The organism is Francisella sp. Scap27, assembly GCF_013394105.1.
GTDB lineage: Bacteria > Pseudomonadota > Gammaproteobacteria > Francisellales > Francisellaceae > Francisella > Francisella adeliensis.
The window spans coordinates 1,477,713-1,496,701 of the sequence record NZ_CP041326.1 but is presented as its reverse complement, the minus strand read 5'-3'; the positions used below and the strand labels follow the sequence as shown (position 1 = coordinate 1,496,701).

The following is an 18,989-nucleotide window of genomic DNA, read 5'->3' as shown; positions in this document are numbered from 1 at the left end:
TATACCCGATATTCTAGCACAATCACACATAAAATAATACCTTATCAAAAACCAACCAATACAGTCACAATGCTTTGCTTACACTGCCATTAACTGAAGCTTATGTACTAAACATATTTTGAGTGTCACAACTTAGATTGAAGAGCGAGTCAACACGGTGTAAGGAACTACTAGTAGTTTCAAATCTCGGTAACAACAGTAAATCTTATATTTCGAAATACTCATTCTTAAGTGCTATAATACTCGAAATTTTTAAGATAAATAGAGCAATCTAATGCCTACTATTTCACCGAAAGAAAATAAAAAAATAGCTCGCCAATGGCTAAAACAAATATCAGAGCCAGCAAAAAAACAAATAAAACAAACTGTTTTAATTTCGATAATTAGCGGAATGTTATTGATTGTTCAACTATACTTACTCTCAAGTATTGCTTATGATGCGTATATTTTAAAATTTAATCTAACAGAGCTGATAAACTCTTTCGTGATTATACTTACTATTGTGGTTATACGAGCTGGGTTAAGCTGGTTAAAAGAAGTTGTAAGCTATAAATCTGCTGTAATTGTCAAAAAACAATTAAGAGAGGATATAGTAACTCACATAGACAAGCTTGGGCCAGTGAAATCTAGTCAAACAGCAAATGCAAACCTTATTACAAGTGCAATGGAACAAGTTGATGGCGTTACAAACTATCTAACTAAATTTTTACCACAAGTAACTTTATCTGCAGTTATGCCGATGATTATTTTAGCTTTTGTTCTATATCAAAACATAGTTGCTGGAATTATCCTGCTAATATGCATGCCATTAATTCCACTTTTTATGATAATAGTTGGTCTTAGTGCAGAATCTGAAAGCCAAAAACACTTTAAAGAACTAGCTCGCATGAGCCTCACATTTTTAGATACTTTAAAAGGTCTCACAACTCTCAAACTTTTTAATAAAAGTAAAATACAAAGCGACAAAATATTTGAAGCATCTGATAGCTATAGAATTCGTACGATGAAGGTTTTAAAATTAGCTTTTCTTTCATCGGCTGTATTAGAGCTTTTCTCAGCAGCATCAATAGCATTAGTCGCAATTTACTTGGGTATGGGGTTTATTAATCAAGGCTCTGACAACCATATATGGTGGACGCTTGGAGATTTAAACCTGCAAGGAGCTTTGTTTATACTGTTACTAGCTCCTGAGTTTTTTATGCCATTACGAGAGCTTAGTACACACTACCATGCTAAAGCTGATGCCGTAGGTGCTGCACTTGAAATTGCTAAAATATTCGAGTTAAAACCAAATGAATCTGCAGATAAAGTATTTGATGGAAATATTAAAAACATCAACATAAAAAATCTTAGTGTGAGTTATGGCGATAAAAAAGTACTAAAAAATATTTCTTTGGATATTAAGCGAGGGCAAAAGATAGCTGTTGTAGGTGCTAGTGGTGCTGGTAAAACAACTTTTATAAACACACTGCTTGGGTTTATAGAATATAATGGAAATATAGCTATTACATCCTCTAACTCCAAAGAGCATGAGTTAAAAACTCTTACAGAAAAATCATGGTTAGAAAACATATCATGGTTGGGGCAAAACGCTTCTTTATTTAAAGGTTCTATAAGAGATAACCTACAACTTGCTAATCCCAAGGGTAGTGAAAATGAAATTCACAATGCGATTACCAAAGCGAATATCGACACATTCATCAAATCACTGCCAAATGGTTTAGACACACAAATCGGTGAACAAAACTTAGGTGTATCGGGAGGACAAGCTCAAAGATTAGCTTTAGCACGAGCATATATAAAACCTCACGACTTACTAATACTTGATGAACCAACTGCAAGCTTAGACAAAGAAAGTGAAACAAAGGTAATTAAGTCACTTACATCATCATGGCAAAATAAAATAGTAATTATGTTAACTCATAAGCTTAGTTTTCTTGAATGTGTCGATAAAATCATAGTCCTTGAGAATGGCAAAATAGTTCAACAAGGAAATTTCAAGGAGCTAGTTAACCAACAAGACAAAGCTTTTCACAATTTCTATAAAAATGAGGTGGTGCTATGAAAAATCTAATACCATTCATCAAACTTTTTAAAAACCAAACCCAATGGATGCTCTTAGGCACACTCCTAGCATGGTCTACTATACTTATGGGTATTGGACTAATGTCATTATCTGGTTGGTTTATATCTTATACAGGTTATCTTGCAACTACTAGCTATGCTGTAGCAAGCTCTTTTAACTACTTTTACCCAGCTGCTGGTGTACGAACCTTTTCATTAGGTAGAATTGTCGGCCGTTATGGTGAAAGAATACTAACTCACGAAGCAACTTTTAAAATTTTAACTGATGTTCGTGTATGGTTTTATAAGAAACTAGAACCTCTTGCTCCATCTCACCTATACAAATATAAAAGTGGTGATTTACTTTCAAGATTAGTAAATGATATTAGTGCCTTAGATAATTTGTATATTCGCATATTATCACCTACTGTTGTATTTTTACTATCAACTTTTGCTATATTTCTGCTGTTTTGTTTTTTTAGTGTAAAATTAGCGATTTGTACAGCTTTAGCACTTCTAACTACAGGATTTCTTATACCTGCTTTATCAAGCTTTATAGCTTATAAAAAATCTCACAAGTTAAATGAAATATCTAATGAATTAAAAACAGATATAACTGAACGCGTAAACTCTCTAGCTGAATTGAAAATATTTGACTTAGAAAACGCTCACCTTGAAAAAATAAAACAAGACAATGTTAGTCTACTAAATCAAGAAACTAAACTAAGTAAAATCAACGGGCTAGGTTCTGCCTTAATGACATTAAGCCTGGGCTTAACAATAATTATGGTAACAGTATTTGCAGTATCTCTAACAAATAATAACTCAATAAACGGTGCTTTTATTGCTCTTATATTTTTGGGAATTATGGCTGTATTTGAAGCGTTAATGCCTCTACCATTAGCCTATCAATATCTTGGAAAAACGCTTTCTGCCTCAAAAAGAATTTTAAATATTACAAATGCTAAACCCAATGTAGTATACCCAGAAAATGACATTGAAATAAAAAACAGTAATATTTGTTTTGAGAATATAAGTTTTGGCTATGTTAAAGGCTCTAGTGTGTTTAACAATTTTTCTCTTGAAATAAATCAAGATGAAAAAATAGCCCTCTTTGCTCCAACAGGTTCTGGCAAATCAACAATCATAAATTTACTAAATAGATTTTGGGATGTTGATAGCGGTTCAATTACTATTGGTAATAAAAATATAAAGGAACTCAGCGAAAACCAAATTAGGGATTTAATAACTACAATTAACCAATCACCACATATTTTTAACACAACGATTAAAGAAAACCTTTTAATTGCAAATTCAAACGCCACTGATGAAGAGCTGTTAAGTGCATTAGAACAAGTAGAACTTAAAGAACTTGTTGACTCTTTACCAAATGGCTTAGACACTTGGACTGGTGAGCTTGGAAGACACTTATCTGGTGGTCAACAAAAAAGGTTAGCTTTAGCTCGTGCCTTTTTACAATCTAAACCAATACTGATTTTAGATGAGCCAACGGAAGGTTTAGATAAAGAGACTGAACGGGTCGTTTTTGACAACCTTTGTAACCTGATGTCTAATAAAACAGTTATATTTATTACACATAATTCTAAACTTTTAGATAGGTTTGATAGAGTTGTAAATCTATAAACAAAGACTGTTAATTTGATCTAACTTTCCAAGAGAACAAAATGGCTGAGCTGAATCGAAGTTTTAGTTTCCTTAGATAAATAGCAAACATTTCGACAAGCTTAATAAACTTTTGCTATTGAGTTAATATTCTTAAATATTATCATTCAGATTTAAGTTCTCTTTGCATCAACTCTTTAACAACATCACGAACATCGACACCTTCATAAAGAACCTTATAGGTAGCAAATACTAACGGCATATCTACCCCATGTTTCTTAGCTAGTTTATATACAGCTTGAGCTGTTGAGTAACCCTCAACGACATTGTTTACTTTAGTAAGTGATTCATCTATAGAACAGCCTTCACCAAGATAAAGTCCAAACCTACGGTTTCGTGATTGATTGTCTGAACAAGTTAGCAATAAATCTCCAAGACAACTTAGTCCTAAAAAAGTCTCATCTTTTGCACCTAATTTATTACCTAGCTTTTTAATTTCAGCTAGCCCTCTAGTAATAAGAGCTGCATGAGCATTAACCCCAAAATTAAGTCCTGCAGCAACTCCTGCAGCAATAGCTAATACATTTTTTACAGCCCCTCCAACCTGAGCCCCAATGATGTCTGAAGTTGAATAACACCTAAATGTACTATTACTAAATAATTTTTGGACATATTCAGCGTATTCTATATTTTTTGAGGCTGAAACCACTGCTGTTGGCAATCTATTAGCAACCTCTTTTGCAAAGCTTGGTCCTGTTATTAAAGCAAAACTATGCTGTGGCAAAATTTGCTCAACCATCTCACTCAATAATGAATAACTATCATGACAAAACCCTTTTGTTGCACTTATTATATTTTGACGGGGTTGTATAATCTGCTTTAGCTTATTAAGCGTATCTTTGAATCCTGAGCTTGGTGAAGCTATCAAAATATCATCAAAATCAGCAATACAATCTTGCCAGTTTTGTATAGCTTGCAAATTATCAGGAAATTTTTCAATATTTGGAATATATTTAATATTATTGTGGTTTTCGATCATACTTTGATTATGCTCATCACGCCATGAGTTCAATCTCACTTGATGACCATTATAAGCAAGTTGTAATGCTAAAGCTGTGCCCCAAGCCCCTGCCCCAAGAACTAAAATATTTTTTTGCATGAGATTTTCTTAAACAAAATAAACTTATGAACTCTAATATATTAAAATTGAGCTAGATAGTAAACAGATAGAGGCATTATTTATAACTGAAGTTACACACTAAATATATTTTGAGTGTTATAAACTATATTGCAGCCATAATGGTAACATTCTCTTGATATCATTCATAAACTTAAATAGCCCAACATTAAGTTCAACATTACCACTAGGATCGATAGTTTTGCAAGGAAACGCAATACCAACCCCAAATAGCCCTGGTGCTATTATCCCTGTTGAAGAGTCGTATTTACTAAAGTCAACTCCCTCTAATATAGGTGTTCGTTGATTAAATCCTGTAGCATAGATAACTTTGTTATAGTTCGGTAAGTGCTTATCTATTTGCTCTTTTGTAGAAAGATATCGACTTACCCTTTTATCAAGATTTTGAGAAATATTTTGCCTAACCCACTTTGCAGTTTCACCTTTTAGGCCAGTATTATCGTAGAGTGTCCAGCCATCCATTCTTACAGCATAACGCAAAGGTTCTAAGTAAAAGTTTGCTATATCAGTAATCCCAGCTTCAATAAGGTTTCTAACTATAATCATTGCTGAGTGTGAAGATCCAAATACCGCTACTTTATCATGATTAGAAACTTCTTCGGCAAGAATACTCGGGGTTAGTGCTGAAGCTAAGCCTATTTCTTGACACCTTTCACTGTCATGAAGAGTTAAGGATTTAGGGGTGGAACCTGTTGCTAAAACAACTTTTTCAGCATAGTATGTTTGCTTATCTGAAACAAGATTCCAAGTACCGTTCTTCACATATTGCTCAGTTATATTAGCTTCGCAAGAATTAACCTTAGTCCTAAGATTATCAGTAACCCACCGTAAAGGTTCTGCAGCATTTTTTAAATGAGTAAAGCCTTCTTCATCTTGCGTATTCAAAACAAACTTTTCATTACATTCACTATAGTCAAAAGAGCCTATTTGGTTTAAAAAACTTAAAAACAGTTTCACACTAGTGTTACTACTAACTTCACACCACTTTTGTCCAAAATCCCCTACCTTAAAGTTAGGATCTATCCATAGTATATCTTTAGCATCAACATTATTATCCAATAACAGTCCTACAGTCGCAATACCTGCTGGCCCAGCTCCTATAACAGCCCATCTAAACTTATCTTTTAACATAAAAATCCTCAATTTCTCTATGTAACCTATATTATGATTCTTTTATCTAGATAAGAAAATCCAATATCTTATATATTGTATATCAGTAAAACTTATATTAGTATTTCTTATATACTATGAATTATGAAGCATTATAAATGAAAATATCCCTTAAACAACTGCAGGTATTTGTAAATACTGCAAAAACAGAATCTATAAGTACGGGTGCTGAGAGATGCTTCATCTCTCAAGCTGCCGCAAGCATGTCCATATCTCAACTAGAAAATCTATTAGGCTCTACTCTATTTGATAGAGTAGGTAAGCGCATTCGCTTAAATTCGAATGGTGAAAGCTTACTTGCCAAAGCAATACAGATACTAGATCAGGTAGAAGAGTTTGAAGCATTTGCTCTAAATGATAATTCTTTATCAGGCAAATTAGTAATTGGTGCTAGCACTACAATAGCAAACTATCTTTTGCCTAAATATATTGCAAAATTCAAAGAGTTATATCCTCAAGTTCATATCAAACTAATTAGCAATAATACCCAAGAAATTATAAATGAAATAGAAAGACTGAACTGTGATGTCGCGTTTGTTGAAGGTGAATGTCATAGCAATATGGTTTCTACCACTTTTTGGAGAGAAGATAATTTAAGAGTAATTGTTCGAGCAAACCACCCTTTAGCTAAAGAAACTGATATTACTGTTACAAAACTACTTGAATACCCATGGGTAACAAGAGAAGTTGGTTCAGGAACACACCAACTACTAATAAAAGCTTTAGGGGAGCATATAAAAAGCCTTAAAAAGGCTATCACCCTAAACTACGATGGTGCAAAAAAACAATACATTTATAACAGTGATGCTGTTGCTTGTTTATCAGAACTATCAATTGCAGATTCTTGGAATGGCGACAACTTCTCAAAACTAAAAATCAAAACTAACGAATTAGACCTTAGTAGAAATTTTTATAAGCTACTACACAAAAATAAATATCATACGAACCTAACTGAAACATTCTGTAAATTCGTTGAAAGTGACATATAAACTTGTATTTCATCAAAATAGCCTTATATTAATAGTAGATAACAAAAAAGGAGATCTAAAATGTCTATCGGAATAATTTTACTTATCATTGTTGTAATTATTGGTGCATATATTGTTATGACATACAATAAATTAATATCAGAAATTGAAACAACAAAAAATTCACAAAAGCAAATCGATGTGCAGCTAGATCGCAGATCTAAGGTTTTTGACTCACTTATCAATGTGGTAAAAAAATACATGGATTATGAGCAAACTACGCTTAAACAAGTAGTTGAACTTCGTAGTCAAGCAAATCAAGCACAAGCTGATGGCGATGAGAAAACTAGAATTGCAGCAGAAAATAAAATTTCTCAGTTTGCAAAAGGAATAAATGTTCAGTTTGAAAACTATCCTGAGCTTAAAGCTAATCAAAATGTAATTCAGCTTCAAGAAGAGATTACTTCTACAGAAAATAAATTAGCATATGCAAAGCAAGCTTTTAATGACTCTATCGAAAGATACAATGCTCATAAGAAATCTTTTTTTGCAGGAATTGTTGTTAATATTTTCAAAAAATTAGATGAAAACTTTGTGTACTGGAATCTTTCAGAAGAGAAAATACAGCAACTTGAAGAATCAAGAGTGGAGCTATAACAAATGCAAGAAAATTTGCAATTTGGTTCGGCTAATTGGCGTGAGGTTGTTGCTAAAAACACCCGAAAAACTTATTTCGTAATTGCGACATTTTTGGTAGTTTTTTTCTTGTTAGGCATCTTTGTTGATACTTTTTGGCGTTATAGTGAACTAGCTAATGCTTATTATCATACTTACGGGACACAGCTACCAATATCAAAGGTATTTATTGCTCTAGCGACTTTTCAGATCCCTCCAGTTGCCACTATGATAATTTTCGCCATAGCTGTTATATGGGTTCTTATTACATTTTCATCTTACGATAAGATAATGCTTTCAGGTACCGAGTACCAAGAAATTTCACCAGATAACCAAGATCCTCTTGCGCGTAAAATATATAATGTTGTTGAAGAAATGAAGGTAGCTGCTGGTATGAGATATATGCCTAAAGTTTTTCTCATCGAAGCAAATTATATGAATGCTTTCGCATCAGGCTACTCTGAAAAATCTGCAATGGTAGCTATCACAAATAAGCTAGCTAATGCTTTGACTCGTGATGAGCTACAAGCTGTAATGGCTCATGAGCTAACACATATTCGCAATCAAGATATTAAGCTAAATCTATTTACAATGGTTTTATCTAATATGATGCTGATAATCATGGATTTCTTGTTTTATTCAGCACTATTCTCCGGAAATAACAACAGTAGAGATAGTAAAAATAATAATGCTGCTGCATTTTTTATCATAATAATGATACTACGTTATATGTTGCAGATATTTACTATATTTATGATGCTATTTTTAAGCCGTACCCGTGAATACATGGCAGATGCTGGAGCTGTTGAACTAATGAGAACTAATGTCCCTATGGCAAATGCACTACTAAAAATATCTAATGATAGCAAATCTGCAGAGGCTCAGCATAGCTACAAACATAATAAAAATGAAAACTTGCGTAGAGCTTCATATATTTTTGATCCGCTGAGTGCTGGTATTAGTGGTGGTGACATGTCTGATTTATTTTCAACTCACCCATCTATTGAAAAAAGACTTGCTTCTATGGGTGTTAAAAAGAGCTAACAGCTATAATAAATGCCTTCACTTATTGCTTATTCTCTCGCATTTAATTAAATGAGCTCTATGGCCAAAGCCATAAGAATGATAGTGCTTTCTTATACATTATGACAAGCTGTATAAACATCTCCTTCAATAGCTCTTAGGCTTGGATGCTCTTTCTTACAAATATCTGTAGCTATCTTACATCTTGTGTGAAATGCACAACCCTTAGGAGGATTTAGTGGTGATGGTAACTCTGCTTTTTCTAACTGAAACCTTCTTTGTTTTGCTAACTTTGGATCTGCAATCGGGATAGCATCTAAAAGAACCTTTGTATAAGGGTGTACTGGGTTTTTATAGATATTTTCCTTAGGAGATACTTCTACAAGACTACCTAGATACATCACAAACAATCTATCAGAAATGTGCTTCACAATACTCAAGTCATGAGCTACAAATAATATCGTAAGCTTAAAATCTTTTTGCAACTCTTTAAGAAGGTTTACAACTTGAGCTTGTATTGATACATCTAATGCACTCACAGGCTCATCACAAACAAGCAGTTTTGGTTCACAAATCAAAGCTCTTGCAATACCTATTCTTTGGCACTGTCCACCAGAAAATTCATGAGGGTAGCGATACATTTGCGACTCACTTAAACCAACTTTTTTCATGATAGAAAGCACTTTCTCATCTACTTCCTTTTTACTTAGATCTTTATTGAAGTTAATCAATGGTTCAGCAATGATATTTCTAACAACCATTCGCGGATTAAGACAAGCAAATGGGTCTTGGAAAATCATTTGAATATCTCTTCTGACGCTTAGCCACTGCTTATGTGATTTGTACTTATGAAGTGGATGCTCACCTTTCCAGATAACTTCTCCATTAGTGATATCATTAAGCCCAATCAATGCTCTTAGCAGTGATGACTTACCACAACCAGACTCTCCTACGATACCGATAATCTCACCCTCTTTCACATCAAAGCTTACATCATTTACAGCTGTAACCTTTTGAGTGACTTTACCTGTGATAGTTTTCTTTATTGGAAACTCTACAGTTAGGTTTTTGACTTCTAAAACATTCATCTATCTATACTCCTTAACAAGGTGACAAGCTGTACGCTGATCTCCCATCGAAATCAAAGCAGGATTAACATCTCTACATATACCTTTTGCATAATCACACCTTGTAACAAAAGGACAACCTTTTGGCATATTGTGAATATTTGGTGTTTCCCCAGGGATAGTCTGTAAAACCTCTACTTCCTTAGTGATACTTGGCATAGTATTTAGTAGACCCTTTGTGTAGGGGTGCTGCGCTTTTGTAAATATATTATCTACCGTACCTTGCTCCATAACATTACCACAATACATAACCATCACATCATGACAAATCTCCGCTACCACACCTAAATCATGTGTGATAAACAGCATCGACATGTGAAATTCTTTCTGTAAGTCTGCCAATAATTGTATAATCTGACCCTGTACCGTTACATCAAGAGCCGTAGTAGGCTCATCAGCAATCAATATCTCAGGATTGCACAGTAAAGCCATAGCTATTACAACTCTTTGACGCATACCACCGGAAAACTCATGCGGATATAAGTTGAGCCTATTCTTTGCATCAGGTATTTGCACTGCATCTAGCATCTGCAATACCTTTTGAGTAGCGTCTTTTCGAGACATTCCTTTATGAATTGTCAAAGGCTCTAATAACTGCTTGCGAATATTCATGTATGGATTCAAAGAAGTCATTGGATCTTGAAATATCATCGAAATTTTATCGCCACGGATTTTATTTAGGTTATTAACTGGCATATTGATAAGGTTTTGTCCATGAAATAGTGCCTCGCCAGATGCAACAGCATTACCAGCAAGTAAGCTCATAAGTGATAATACCGTTTGGCTTTTACCAGATCCTGACTCGCCAACTATACCTAGGGTATGACCTTTTTTAAGATCAAAACTAATATCCCTAACAGCTGAAAATACTCCATCATCAGTTTTGAAACCGACATTTAAATCTTTAATTTGAAGTGCTAAATCTTCCATTATCATCTACCTCTTGCTCTTTGGATCTAGTGCTTCTCTCATTGCATTACCAACAAAGTTTAGAGCCAATAAGGTTACAGTTAAAAATGCCGCTGGATATACTAATAACCACCAGTAGCCTAAAGTTATATATGATGCACCATCACTTATCATCTCACCCCAGTCTGTCATTGGTGGCTGCACCCCAAGACCTAAGAAACTCAAAAATGCTGATAGCATAAGCACTGTAGGAATTGTAAGAGTTATATATACGATGATAATACCAATAAGGTTTCTGATGATGTGCTTAGTCACAATTTTACGGTTTGTAAGACCTGCAACCTTAGCAGCTTCAACAAATTCTTTATGTCTAAGTGCTATAGTTTGCCCACGCACAACCCTAGCTACATCAAGCCAAGATACTACACCGATAGCTACAAATACTAATATAAAGTTTCTACCAAATAGAGTAACTAACAGTATTGCAAAAAACAAAAATGGTAAAGCATATAATGCATCTACAATCCTCATCATAATGCTATCTACCTTACCTCCTACAAACCCTGCAAAAGCTCCCCATAGTGTACCAATTACCACTGAAACAACTGTTGCTACTATAGCTACCTCAAAAGAGATCTGACCACCTACAAGTACTCTTACAAAAACATCTCTGCCGATAGTATCTGTGCCAAAGAAATGCTGAAATGATGGTGCTTGAGTTGTACCATATAAATCTATATGAGAAAAATAGTTATCTGGATACAACCATGGCACAACAAAACATGCAACCAAAATAAAAACTATCACAAATAGTGAAATCGTAGCAACTCTATCCTTTTTAAATCTTATAAAAGCATCTTGAAAAAGACTCTGCTTATTATTTGCCATTATTTTATCCTCGCTTTAGGATCTATAAATCCATATAAAACATCTACAATCAAATTAAAAATCACAACTAAAATACTGTAAATAATAGTTAAAGCTAAAACAATAGCATAATCTCTGTTTGTCGCAGCATTTACCATTTGTGTACCCATACCTGGTAATGCAAAAACTTTTTCAATAATAATAGTACCTGTCAAAATACCTGCTGCTGCTGGACCTAAGAATGAAATGGACGGCATCAATGATGGTTTGATCGCGTGTACAAGCACAATTCTTTTTTTAGATAACCCTTTAGCATAAGCTGTACGAATAAATGGCGAGTTAAGTGTCTCAATGATGCTATTTCGTTGAATCTGAGCTAATATACAAATAAATGGTAAACTCAAAGCCACAACTGGCAAGATTAAATGACTAAAGTCCATACCCCACTGACCTGGTGGTAATAGATGAAATTCCACTGCAAATATAAGTACTAAAACTGGAGCTGTAATCACTGTAGGTATTGCAATAAATGTCACAGAAAAAATACTCACGATTCTATCTACAATACCATTTTGTTTAAGTCCTGCAATAGTCCCTAGTGCTAAGCCAAAGATAGTTGTTACAACTAAAACGATACTACCAAACTTCACAGACAACCAAAACCCACTATCTCCATCTGTTGGGAAAATAAGGTCATTCACCGATGCACCGATATTTTTATACGACAGACCAAAATCAAAATGAAATATTAGGTTTTTAAGATAATTCAAATACTGCTGCCATAACGGTAAATCCATACCATACTGATGATGTAGCTTGTCTAGAACTTGCTGGCTCATTGCTCGATCTGAAGAAAATGGGTCTCCCGGAGTTAAATGTACTAGTAAAAAGGTAATTGTAATCACAAAGAATACTGTTGGAATTGCTCCAAATATTCTTTTTAAAATAAATTTCATCATAATAATTATACCTTAGACTGTGTTATCGAAAGCTGCTTAGCCCTGTATCTACCCATTACATTCTCTTTAGGTTTAAACCCTTTCACATAAGGTTGTACAAGCTGTATAGCTGGTTGAGTAAATAGCGGTATCATCGGATATCCTGCCGTTTGCTTGATAATCAATTGGCGCTGCAATTCATAAAACTCTTCCTTTGAATTAGCAACTAGTGATTTTTTATATATTTTATCTGCTGCTTTATCACAATAGTCACCTTTGTTGTTATCACTATGACAAGTATACATCTCAGTATAAGTATTTGGCTGATTAAAATCTGCAATCCAAGCCATTCTACCAACATCAAAATTACCGTTCTTTAGACTATCTAGATAAACTTTCCAGTCTTCATTAAATATATCAATCTTAACTAAATCACCGAAGTCTTGCTGCCATGAACCTTGTAAAACTTGAGCCATTAAACGATTAACATCAGAAGTGTTAAAGTTAACAGTAAATTCTAGTGGATGTTTTTTTGAATACCCTGCTTCTTTAAGAAGCTCTCTTGCCTCTCTTATTCTTTGAGGTATTGGTTGGTTTATCCAATCGTAACCAGGAATATCTTTTGCTAAGTCTTTATATCTATCACCAGCTACAGCTTCTGGTACAACTAAGTAAGATGGTACAACTAATCCCTTTTTAACCCCGTTCGCTATACCTTCTCTATCTATAACCATACTTAAAGCTTTACGCACTCTTATATCTTGAAATTTAGGGTCTCTCATATTAAACACAAAGTAAGCTTGAGAAAGCATTGGAGCTGGCTGAAATTGATTATTTGTAAAATTCTCTTTGTACCAATCTGCTGTATTTGCTGGTAATGAATTATAAGTGATACTCTCTCCACCCGCTTTATAGTTTTCTAAGTCACTAGAAACATCTGCTATCATCAGATATTTCACGGAATCAATACTTACATTTCCAGCATCCCAATAGTTAGGAGACTTTTCTGCTAAAGCGTAGCCATTATGAATCCATTTAGTTAGTTTATAAGCACCATTACTTATAATTGTACTAGGCTTAGCAGCCCAAGTATCCCCATATTTATCTATCGCTTTTTTATTAACAGGAAAAAAAGCATAAATAGTAAGTGAATCTAAAAATGTTGGATTAGGTGCTGCAAGTGTAATTTGCAAAGTATACTTATCTAAAGCCTTTACACCTAATGTATCTGGGGACTTTTCACCTGCTTGAATAGCTACTGCATTAACTATAGGATTAAAATACGAAGCATAAGCACGAGTTAGAGTAGCTGGAGTTACAGACCTTCTATATGAATACACATAATCTTCTGCAGTTACAGGATCACCATTTGTCCACTTAGCATTTTCTCTTAGATGAAATGTATAAGTCCTACCATCTTCTGATATATCCCAGCTAGATGCTCCTGTCGGTATAACTTCTGATTTCTGATTATAATCAACTAAACCTTCAAAGATATCTTCAATCACTCTGCTTGAACTATTATCCGAAGATTGTTGCGGATCTATCGAAGGCATATCGGTACCTATATTTACAACTAACTGATTGTTGTCTTTTGTAAGCTGTCCAGAGTATGCATCATCGCTACTATTTGAATCATTAGAACAACCTGCTATTAGAATCAAACTAACAATAGATGTTAATATTAATGTTTTTTTGAACATAATTATGAATAAATAAATATTGGTTCATTCCAATTTAAACCATTGATTTATAAAACTCAAATGCTTTATGCCAATACTAATACAATTTAGTAAGATATTGAATTTGGAACTATATGCAAAAGTTATTTATTTTTTAGCTTTAGATGAGCTAGTATTTTGGTCGCTTAATTCTAATTCTAGTTTTATCCTAGCCTTATCTGGAGTCATAAAATATGAGGGAATAGTTCCTAGCTTGTCATCAAGATTATTATAATTATATGTATTTTCTCCAGATGGAACTCTACTTGATCTTATTACAACTACACCTTTTTTAGTTAACTTAGAAATTACACTCCATACATCAGAAGGAATATTACCATCTCCTAAACCAGCTACTACCAATCCCTTTAGGTCTTTATCTTCAAGCAAATAATCTAATGAGTCAGAAGGCATCCCCTCCCATGTAGAAGCTATAACCACTTTAGGAACAGATTCACCAGGAATCTTATAGTACTTCTCTGGGTGATATGTAAAAAAATCAACTTTACCATCAGTAACTGTACCTAATCGACCTTGCTTAAAAGCATCCACATTTGTGGTGTTCATTTTCTGTACATATTTAGCAGAATAAATACTATCATTCATAACAACCATTACATGCTTATGCTTACTCAGGCCTACTGAAATTGCATTATAAAGGTTTATGGGCCCATCAGAAGAAAGTTGATCTGAACCTCTCATACTACCGACAATAACAATTGGCTTCTTAGGGTGAATAGTAAGAAATAAAAAATAAGCTGTTTCTTGCATAGTATCTGTACCGTGAGTAATAACTATGGCACTTATATTTTTATCATCATTATACTTCTTAACTACTAACGCCAGATCTCTAATGTCTTTATAAGTGATATTTCCAGAATCCTTATTAAAAACCTGTTCTGTCTTAAATTTCACTCCTATAAATTTTGAAGTGATTGGCTTTATTAAATCTAATACCGATACTTTGCCAGCAGTATAAATACTACTAGTATTTGACCCACTATCTGAAACAGCTGAGATTGTGCCTCCAGTACCTAGAACAATAACTTCAGGCTTATTAGCAAATGCTGTAGCAAAGCCTATAGCCAACATTACTATCATTAGTAAGTTTTTAAACATATTCATTGTATTTATTCTCTTTTTTAATTTTTATTAATTGGATTTAAGAAACTCTAACCAAATTAGCAATATCTGCTAATAAAATTTTTTGCCCAACATCACTACCAAAATCTACGGTAAAAAACTCTTTTGAGCCTTGTGCTTGAGCTTTTACAAATATTCCTTTGCCGAATATCTTATGAAAAACTTTATCGCCTTTTTTAAATTTATTATCTTTTGAGTTTGATTTTAAAAAGTCAAATGGTGATGTACCAAAGCTTGTCTTAGTTTTTTGTCTAGCAGGTGATGCTTGTCTTGTCGCTTTTGCTTTACTTATATGCTCATCATCAATTTCTGCGAGAAATCTTGATTTCACTTGAAAACTACTTCGCCCAAATATGTTACGAACTTCAGCATGGCTTATAGTCAAAGCCTTCATAGCTCTTGTAATTGCCACATAAAATAATCGGCGTTCTTCTGCTAGTTTTTCTTGAAGCTTGTTAGAATGCTCTCCATCAAAAGCTTGCTCTGAATTAATCACTGCACTAGGAGGAAATACGCCCTCTTCTGCAGCAACTATAAACACATACTTAAACTCTAGTCCTTTTGATGCGTGGACTGTCATCAGCTGTATGCTATCTACAGTATCATCAGCCTGCATATCTCCAGCCTCAAGTACTGCAAATGATAAAAATTCCTGAAGAATATCAGTATTGTCATCAAGTAACTCAATTTGTGGCTCAAAGTCTTTAGCTGCACTTATAAGCTCTTTTAAATTGTCTATTTTTTGACGGTCTTTTTCAGTATTTTTTTCTTCATAAGATGCAATAAGTCCACTATCTTCTATTACAACCTCTAGAAGTTTATCTAAGCTTAAATCTGCTACTTTTGCAGATATTTTTTCTATAAGAGCGATAAATTTAAGGAGCAATCCCACCGTGCGTTTTGTCAAAAGATCACGTTGTACAACCTCTATAGTCGCTTGCCAAAGTGACAGCGAGTTTATCTGTGCAAAGTTACGAATAGTTTCTAAAGTCTTTGCTCCTAGACCTCTTGTTGGAGTATTAATAATTCTCTCAAAAGCTAGATTGTCTGCCTTTGAAACTGCTAGTCGTAAATAAGCTAAAGCATCTTTTACTTCTGCTCGATCAAAGAACTTGAAGCCTCCGTATATTCTATAAGGAATACTTCCATAAATACAACTTTCCTCAAGTACACGCGAAAGGTAGTTTGAACGATACAAAATCGCTATATCATTATAGTCTGTACCATTTGCGTGTAAATTACGGATTTTATCTATTATGTACTTGGCTTCATCGCGTTCATTTACAGCTGTATAAACATCGACTTTCTGCCCCTCTTCGGCTGCTGACCAAAGCTGTTTTGACATTCTATTATCATTGTTTTTAATCACTGAATTTGCAGCATTTAGAATATTTTTTGTCGAACGATAGTTTTGCTCTAGCTTTACAATATCTACATCTGCGACATCTTTTATGAAACTATGAATATTATCGACAACAGCGCCACGCCAGCCATATATAGACTGATCATCATCACCTACTGCCATGATGTAGTTATTATCAATTAAAAGCAGTTTCAACCACTTATATTGGACACTATTTGTATCTTGAAATTCATCTATCAAAATATACTTAAACATTCTCTGATAGTATTCTCTTAACTGCTTATTCAAGCTAAATAACTCATATAAGTAAAGTAACAAATCAGCAAAATCTAAAGCCTGCTCAGTCTGTAGTTTTTCTTCATAAGCTTTATATATCGCATTATAATGAGAGTCATACTGTCTTGAGAGTTTATTACTCCTTATAGCTTGATCTTTTTGCTTGTTAATGAAGTTTTGTAACAATTTTGGCGGATATTTTTTATCATCGAGTTCTAGCTCTTTTATCACTCGTTTTAAAAGTTGAGCTTGCTCGTCCTGGTCAAGTATACGGAAGTTTTTGTCTAAACCTAACTCATGTGCATGCTTACGTAAAAGTCTATGAGCTATACCGTGAAAAGTCCCTATCCACATTCCAAAAGCTGAAACTCCAAGCATACTACTTACTCTAGCCTGGATTTCTTTTGCAGCTTTATTAGTAAATGTAACAGCTAGGATATTCTCAAGGTCAGCCCTACCTTCTCTACAAAGATAGGCTATACGAGAAGTAAGAACTTTTGTTTTACCACTACCTGCACCTGCTAGTATAAGAGAGTTACGGTCTTCTAAAAGAACAGCTCTGCGTTGCTCTGGGTTTAGATTATTAAGAAACTGATGTTTTGACATTCTATAAAATATTTTTAAATTACTGAAAGTATTTTAACAGAAAATAATTCACTATTCTGAGCTTTCAAAAGTAAGTTTATACGCATAACAAGACTGTGCCACAAATACTATTGTTACGCTTAAAAGTACAGCCAATGCAATTCCCGTCTCTTGATAAATATAACCAAAGATACTAACTGCAATCACAAGCAGTATCATAAGTAGTAATGAACTAGATACTACAAACTTATTTTTCTTCATGTATATAAGAGTAGGTGCAGCCAAACACCCCGACATTATTACACATTGCATTACCATAAATATAAGCAATATATTTTCACCGACTATATAATCTTTGCCATATAAGAATAATACATCTCTTCCAAATACAATTGTAAGCAACACTATAATAAAACTCGCGATACTCATTGCAGCAAGATTCTTATTAAATACATCTCTAATTTTAAACAAATCATTATCATTTATAGCTATAGCTATAGGTGTTAAGGCTATAGACTGTATGCATGCTAAAAAGATATTTGCTATTAGCTGAGAAAATGATGCTGATGTTGCAAACACTCCTACACTTCCTTCATTTGCTAAGAAAACCTCAGCACCTATAATCGCCAGATAAGGAACTGTAAATAAAGCTAATGTATAAGGAAGCCCAGACAATCCTGAACTTAACCACTTTGTATACTCAATTTCCTCTGTCTTTGTAAAAAATAGTCTCATTCTCTTAAACAACAAATAAAACATAACTACAAATGCAATGACCCATGGCACCATAAATAAAACTACCGCAGCATACGAGTTCCTAAAGCTTTCATCAAAAAACATTAAAGCTGCTAGAAATAGCATCGAAAAGTTTATTATGATCTTATAAATGACATTTGCTAACACCGGTTTTGAAAACCCAATAAGCACCCGATAAAAAAAGAAGGAAAGCGCCATAAAAGGTATAAATATCACTGCAATAAATACTGGATGAGGATTTTTAAATAATAAAATATCCTTAGAAATCCAATAGCCAATAAATGCTATGATGTAGTAAAAAATTGTTAGTAACCCAACAACACTAAACACATACACAAAAAAGGCTTTTACTACACCATTTTCTTTAGCTTTAACGGCAATAGCAATCACATTTATAGCCGTAATATCTGCTCCAAGCAGACAAACTATATATGCAACACTAGCAACACTATATGCTGCTGAGAAATCACCAAACTTTTCAGAACCTAGGTATCTAGCAACTATGATTGTTGCCAAAAAAAATGATACCGAAGCTAACAACTGAATCAAAAATAATAATAGACTTCTTTTCATTTGCACCTCG

15 protein-coding genes are annotated in these 18,989 nt (G+C 33.9%); 5 read left to right on the top strand and 10 right to left on the bottom strand.

Annotation, left to right across the window (positions count from 1 at the left end):
• Positions 1 to 274 precede the first annotated feature (274 nt).
• Positions 275 to 2,065: a cysteine/glutathione ABC transporter permease/ATP-binding protein CydD gene (cydD, locus tag FLM55_RS07145; protein ID WP_178948656.1), complete on the top strand. Its 1,791-nt coding sequence runs from the start codon at positions 275 to 277 to the stop codon at positions 2,063 to 2,065.
• A complete protein-coding gene (gene cydC / locus FLM55_RS07140) occupies positions 2,062 to 3,708 on the top strand; it encodes a cysteine/glutathione ABC transporter ATP-binding protein/permease CydC (protein ID WP_178948655.1) in 1,647 nt (548 codons plus the stop codon). Before cydD ends, cydC begins: the two co-directional genes overlap by 4 nt.
• Before the next feature lie 142 nt (positions 3,709 to 3,850).
• Here cydC and FLM55_RS07135 read toward each other — a convergent pair whose 3' ends face one another.
• Together FLM55_RS07135 and FLM55_RS07130 are read right to left on the bottom strand one after the other, a co-directional pair.
• On the bottom strand, positions 3,851 to 4,846 hold the full coding sequence (locus tag FLM55_RS07135) for an NAD(P)H-dependent glycerol-3-phosphate dehydrogenase (RefSeq protein WP_178948654.1): 996 nt from the start codon (positions 4,844 to 4,846) through the stop codon (positions 3,851 to 3,853).
• A 117-nt stretch (positions 4,847 to 4,963) separates the two neighbouring features.
• Entirely contained in the window at positions 4,964 to 6,016 is a 1,053-nt protein-coding gene (locus FLM55_RS07130) for an FAD-dependent oxidoreductase (protein ID WP_178948653.1), read from the bottom strand.
• 137 nt (positions 6,017 to 6,153) lie between these two features.
• Between FLM55_RS07130 and FLM55_RS07125 the strand changes: the two genes are divergently transcribed.
• Genes FLM55_RS07125 through htpX form a run of 3 tightly spaced genes read left to right on the top strand, consistent with a single transcriptional unit; the run spans position 6,154 to position 8,742 of the window.
• Positions 6,154 to 7,044 carry a LysR substrate-binding domain-containing protein gene (locus tag FLM55_RS07125; RefSeq protein ID WP_178948652.1) on the top strand — a complete coding sequence of 297 codons (891 nt, stop codon included), beginning with the start codon at positions 6,154 to 6,156 and terminating at the stop codon, positions 7,042 to 7,044.
• A 60-nt stretch (positions 7,045 to 7,104) separates the two neighbouring features.
• Positions 7,105 to 7,680 carry a LemA family protein gene (locus FLM55_RS07120; RefSeq protein WP_178948651.1) on the top strand — a complete coding sequence of 192 codons (576 nt, stop codon included), beginning with the start codon at positions 7,105 to 7,107 and terminating at the stop codon, positions 7,678 to 7,680.
• Between the two features lie 3 nt (positions 7,681 to 7,683).
• Positions 7,684 to 8,742 carry a zinc metalloprotease HtpX gene (htpX, locus tag FLM55_RS07115; protein ID WP_178948650.1) on the top strand — a complete coding sequence of 353 codons (1,059 nt, stop codon included), beginning with the start codon at positions 7,684 to 7,686 and terminating at the stop codon, positions 8,740 to 8,742.
• A gap of 92 nt (positions 8,743 to 8,834) precedes the next feature.
• On the opposite strand, the gene FLM55_RS07110 is transcribed toward htpX, so the two are convergent.
• The 8 genes from FLM55_RS07110 to FLM55_RS07075 all read right to left on the bottom strand — a co-directional run bounded on the left by FLM55_RS07110 (position 8,835) and on the right by FLM55_RS07075 (position 18,979).
• Entirely contained in the window at positions 8,835 to 9,809 is a 975-nt protein-coding gene (locus FLM55_RS07110) for an ABC transporter ATP-binding protein (RefSeq protein WP_178948649.1), read from the bottom strand.
• Positions 9,810 to 10,778, bottom strand: coding sequence for an ABC transporter ATP-binding protein (locus tag FLM55_RS07105; RefSeq protein WP_178948648.1), 969 nt, complete (start codon positions 10,776 to 10,778; stop codon positions 9,810 to 9,812).
• A gap of 6 nt (positions 10,779 to 10,784) precedes the next feature.
• A complete protein-coding gene (locus tag FLM55_RS07100; protein WP_112870605.1) occupies positions 10,785 to 11,645 on the bottom strand; it encodes an ABC transporter permease in 861 nt (286 codons plus the stop codon).
• Positions 11,645 to 12,583, bottom strand: coding sequence for an ABC transporter permease (locus tag FLM55_RS07095; protein WP_178948647.1), 939 nt, complete (start codon positions 12,581 to 12,583; stop codon positions 11,645 to 11,647). The genes FLM55_RS07100 and FLM55_RS07095 overlap by 1 nt, the downstream gene beginning before the upstream one ends.
• A gap of 5 nt (positions 12,584 to 12,588) precedes the next feature.
• Complete coding sequence (locus tag FLM55_RS07090) at positions 12,589 to 14,265, bottom strand: ABC transporter substrate-binding protein (RefSeq protein WP_178948646.1); 1,677 nt, start codon at positions 14,263 to 14,265, stop codon at positions 12,589 to 12,591.
• A 126-nt stretch (positions 14,266 to 14,391) separates the two neighbouring features.
• The gene (locus tag FLM55_RS07085) at positions 14,392 to 15,408 is read right to left on the bottom strand and encodes an asparaginase (protein ID WP_178948645.1); all 1,017 of its coding nucleotides are present in this window, start codon (positions 15,406 to 15,408) and stop codon (positions 14,392 to 14,394) included.
• A 37-nt stretch (positions 15,409 to 15,445) separates the two neighbouring features.
• A complete protein-coding gene (locus FLM55_RS07080) occupies positions 15,446 to 17,671 on the bottom strand; it encodes a UvrD-helicase domain-containing protein (protein WP_178948644.1) in 2,226 nt (741 codons plus the stop codon).
• Between the two features lie 51 nt (positions 17,672 to 17,722).
• Complete coding sequence (locus tag FLM55_RS07075) at positions 17,723 to 18,979, bottom strand: hypothetical protein (RefSeq protein ID WP_178948643.1); 1,257 nt, start codon at positions 18,977 to 18,979, stop codon at positions 17,723 to 17,725.
• Positions 18,980 to 18,989 lie beyond the last annotated feature (10 nt).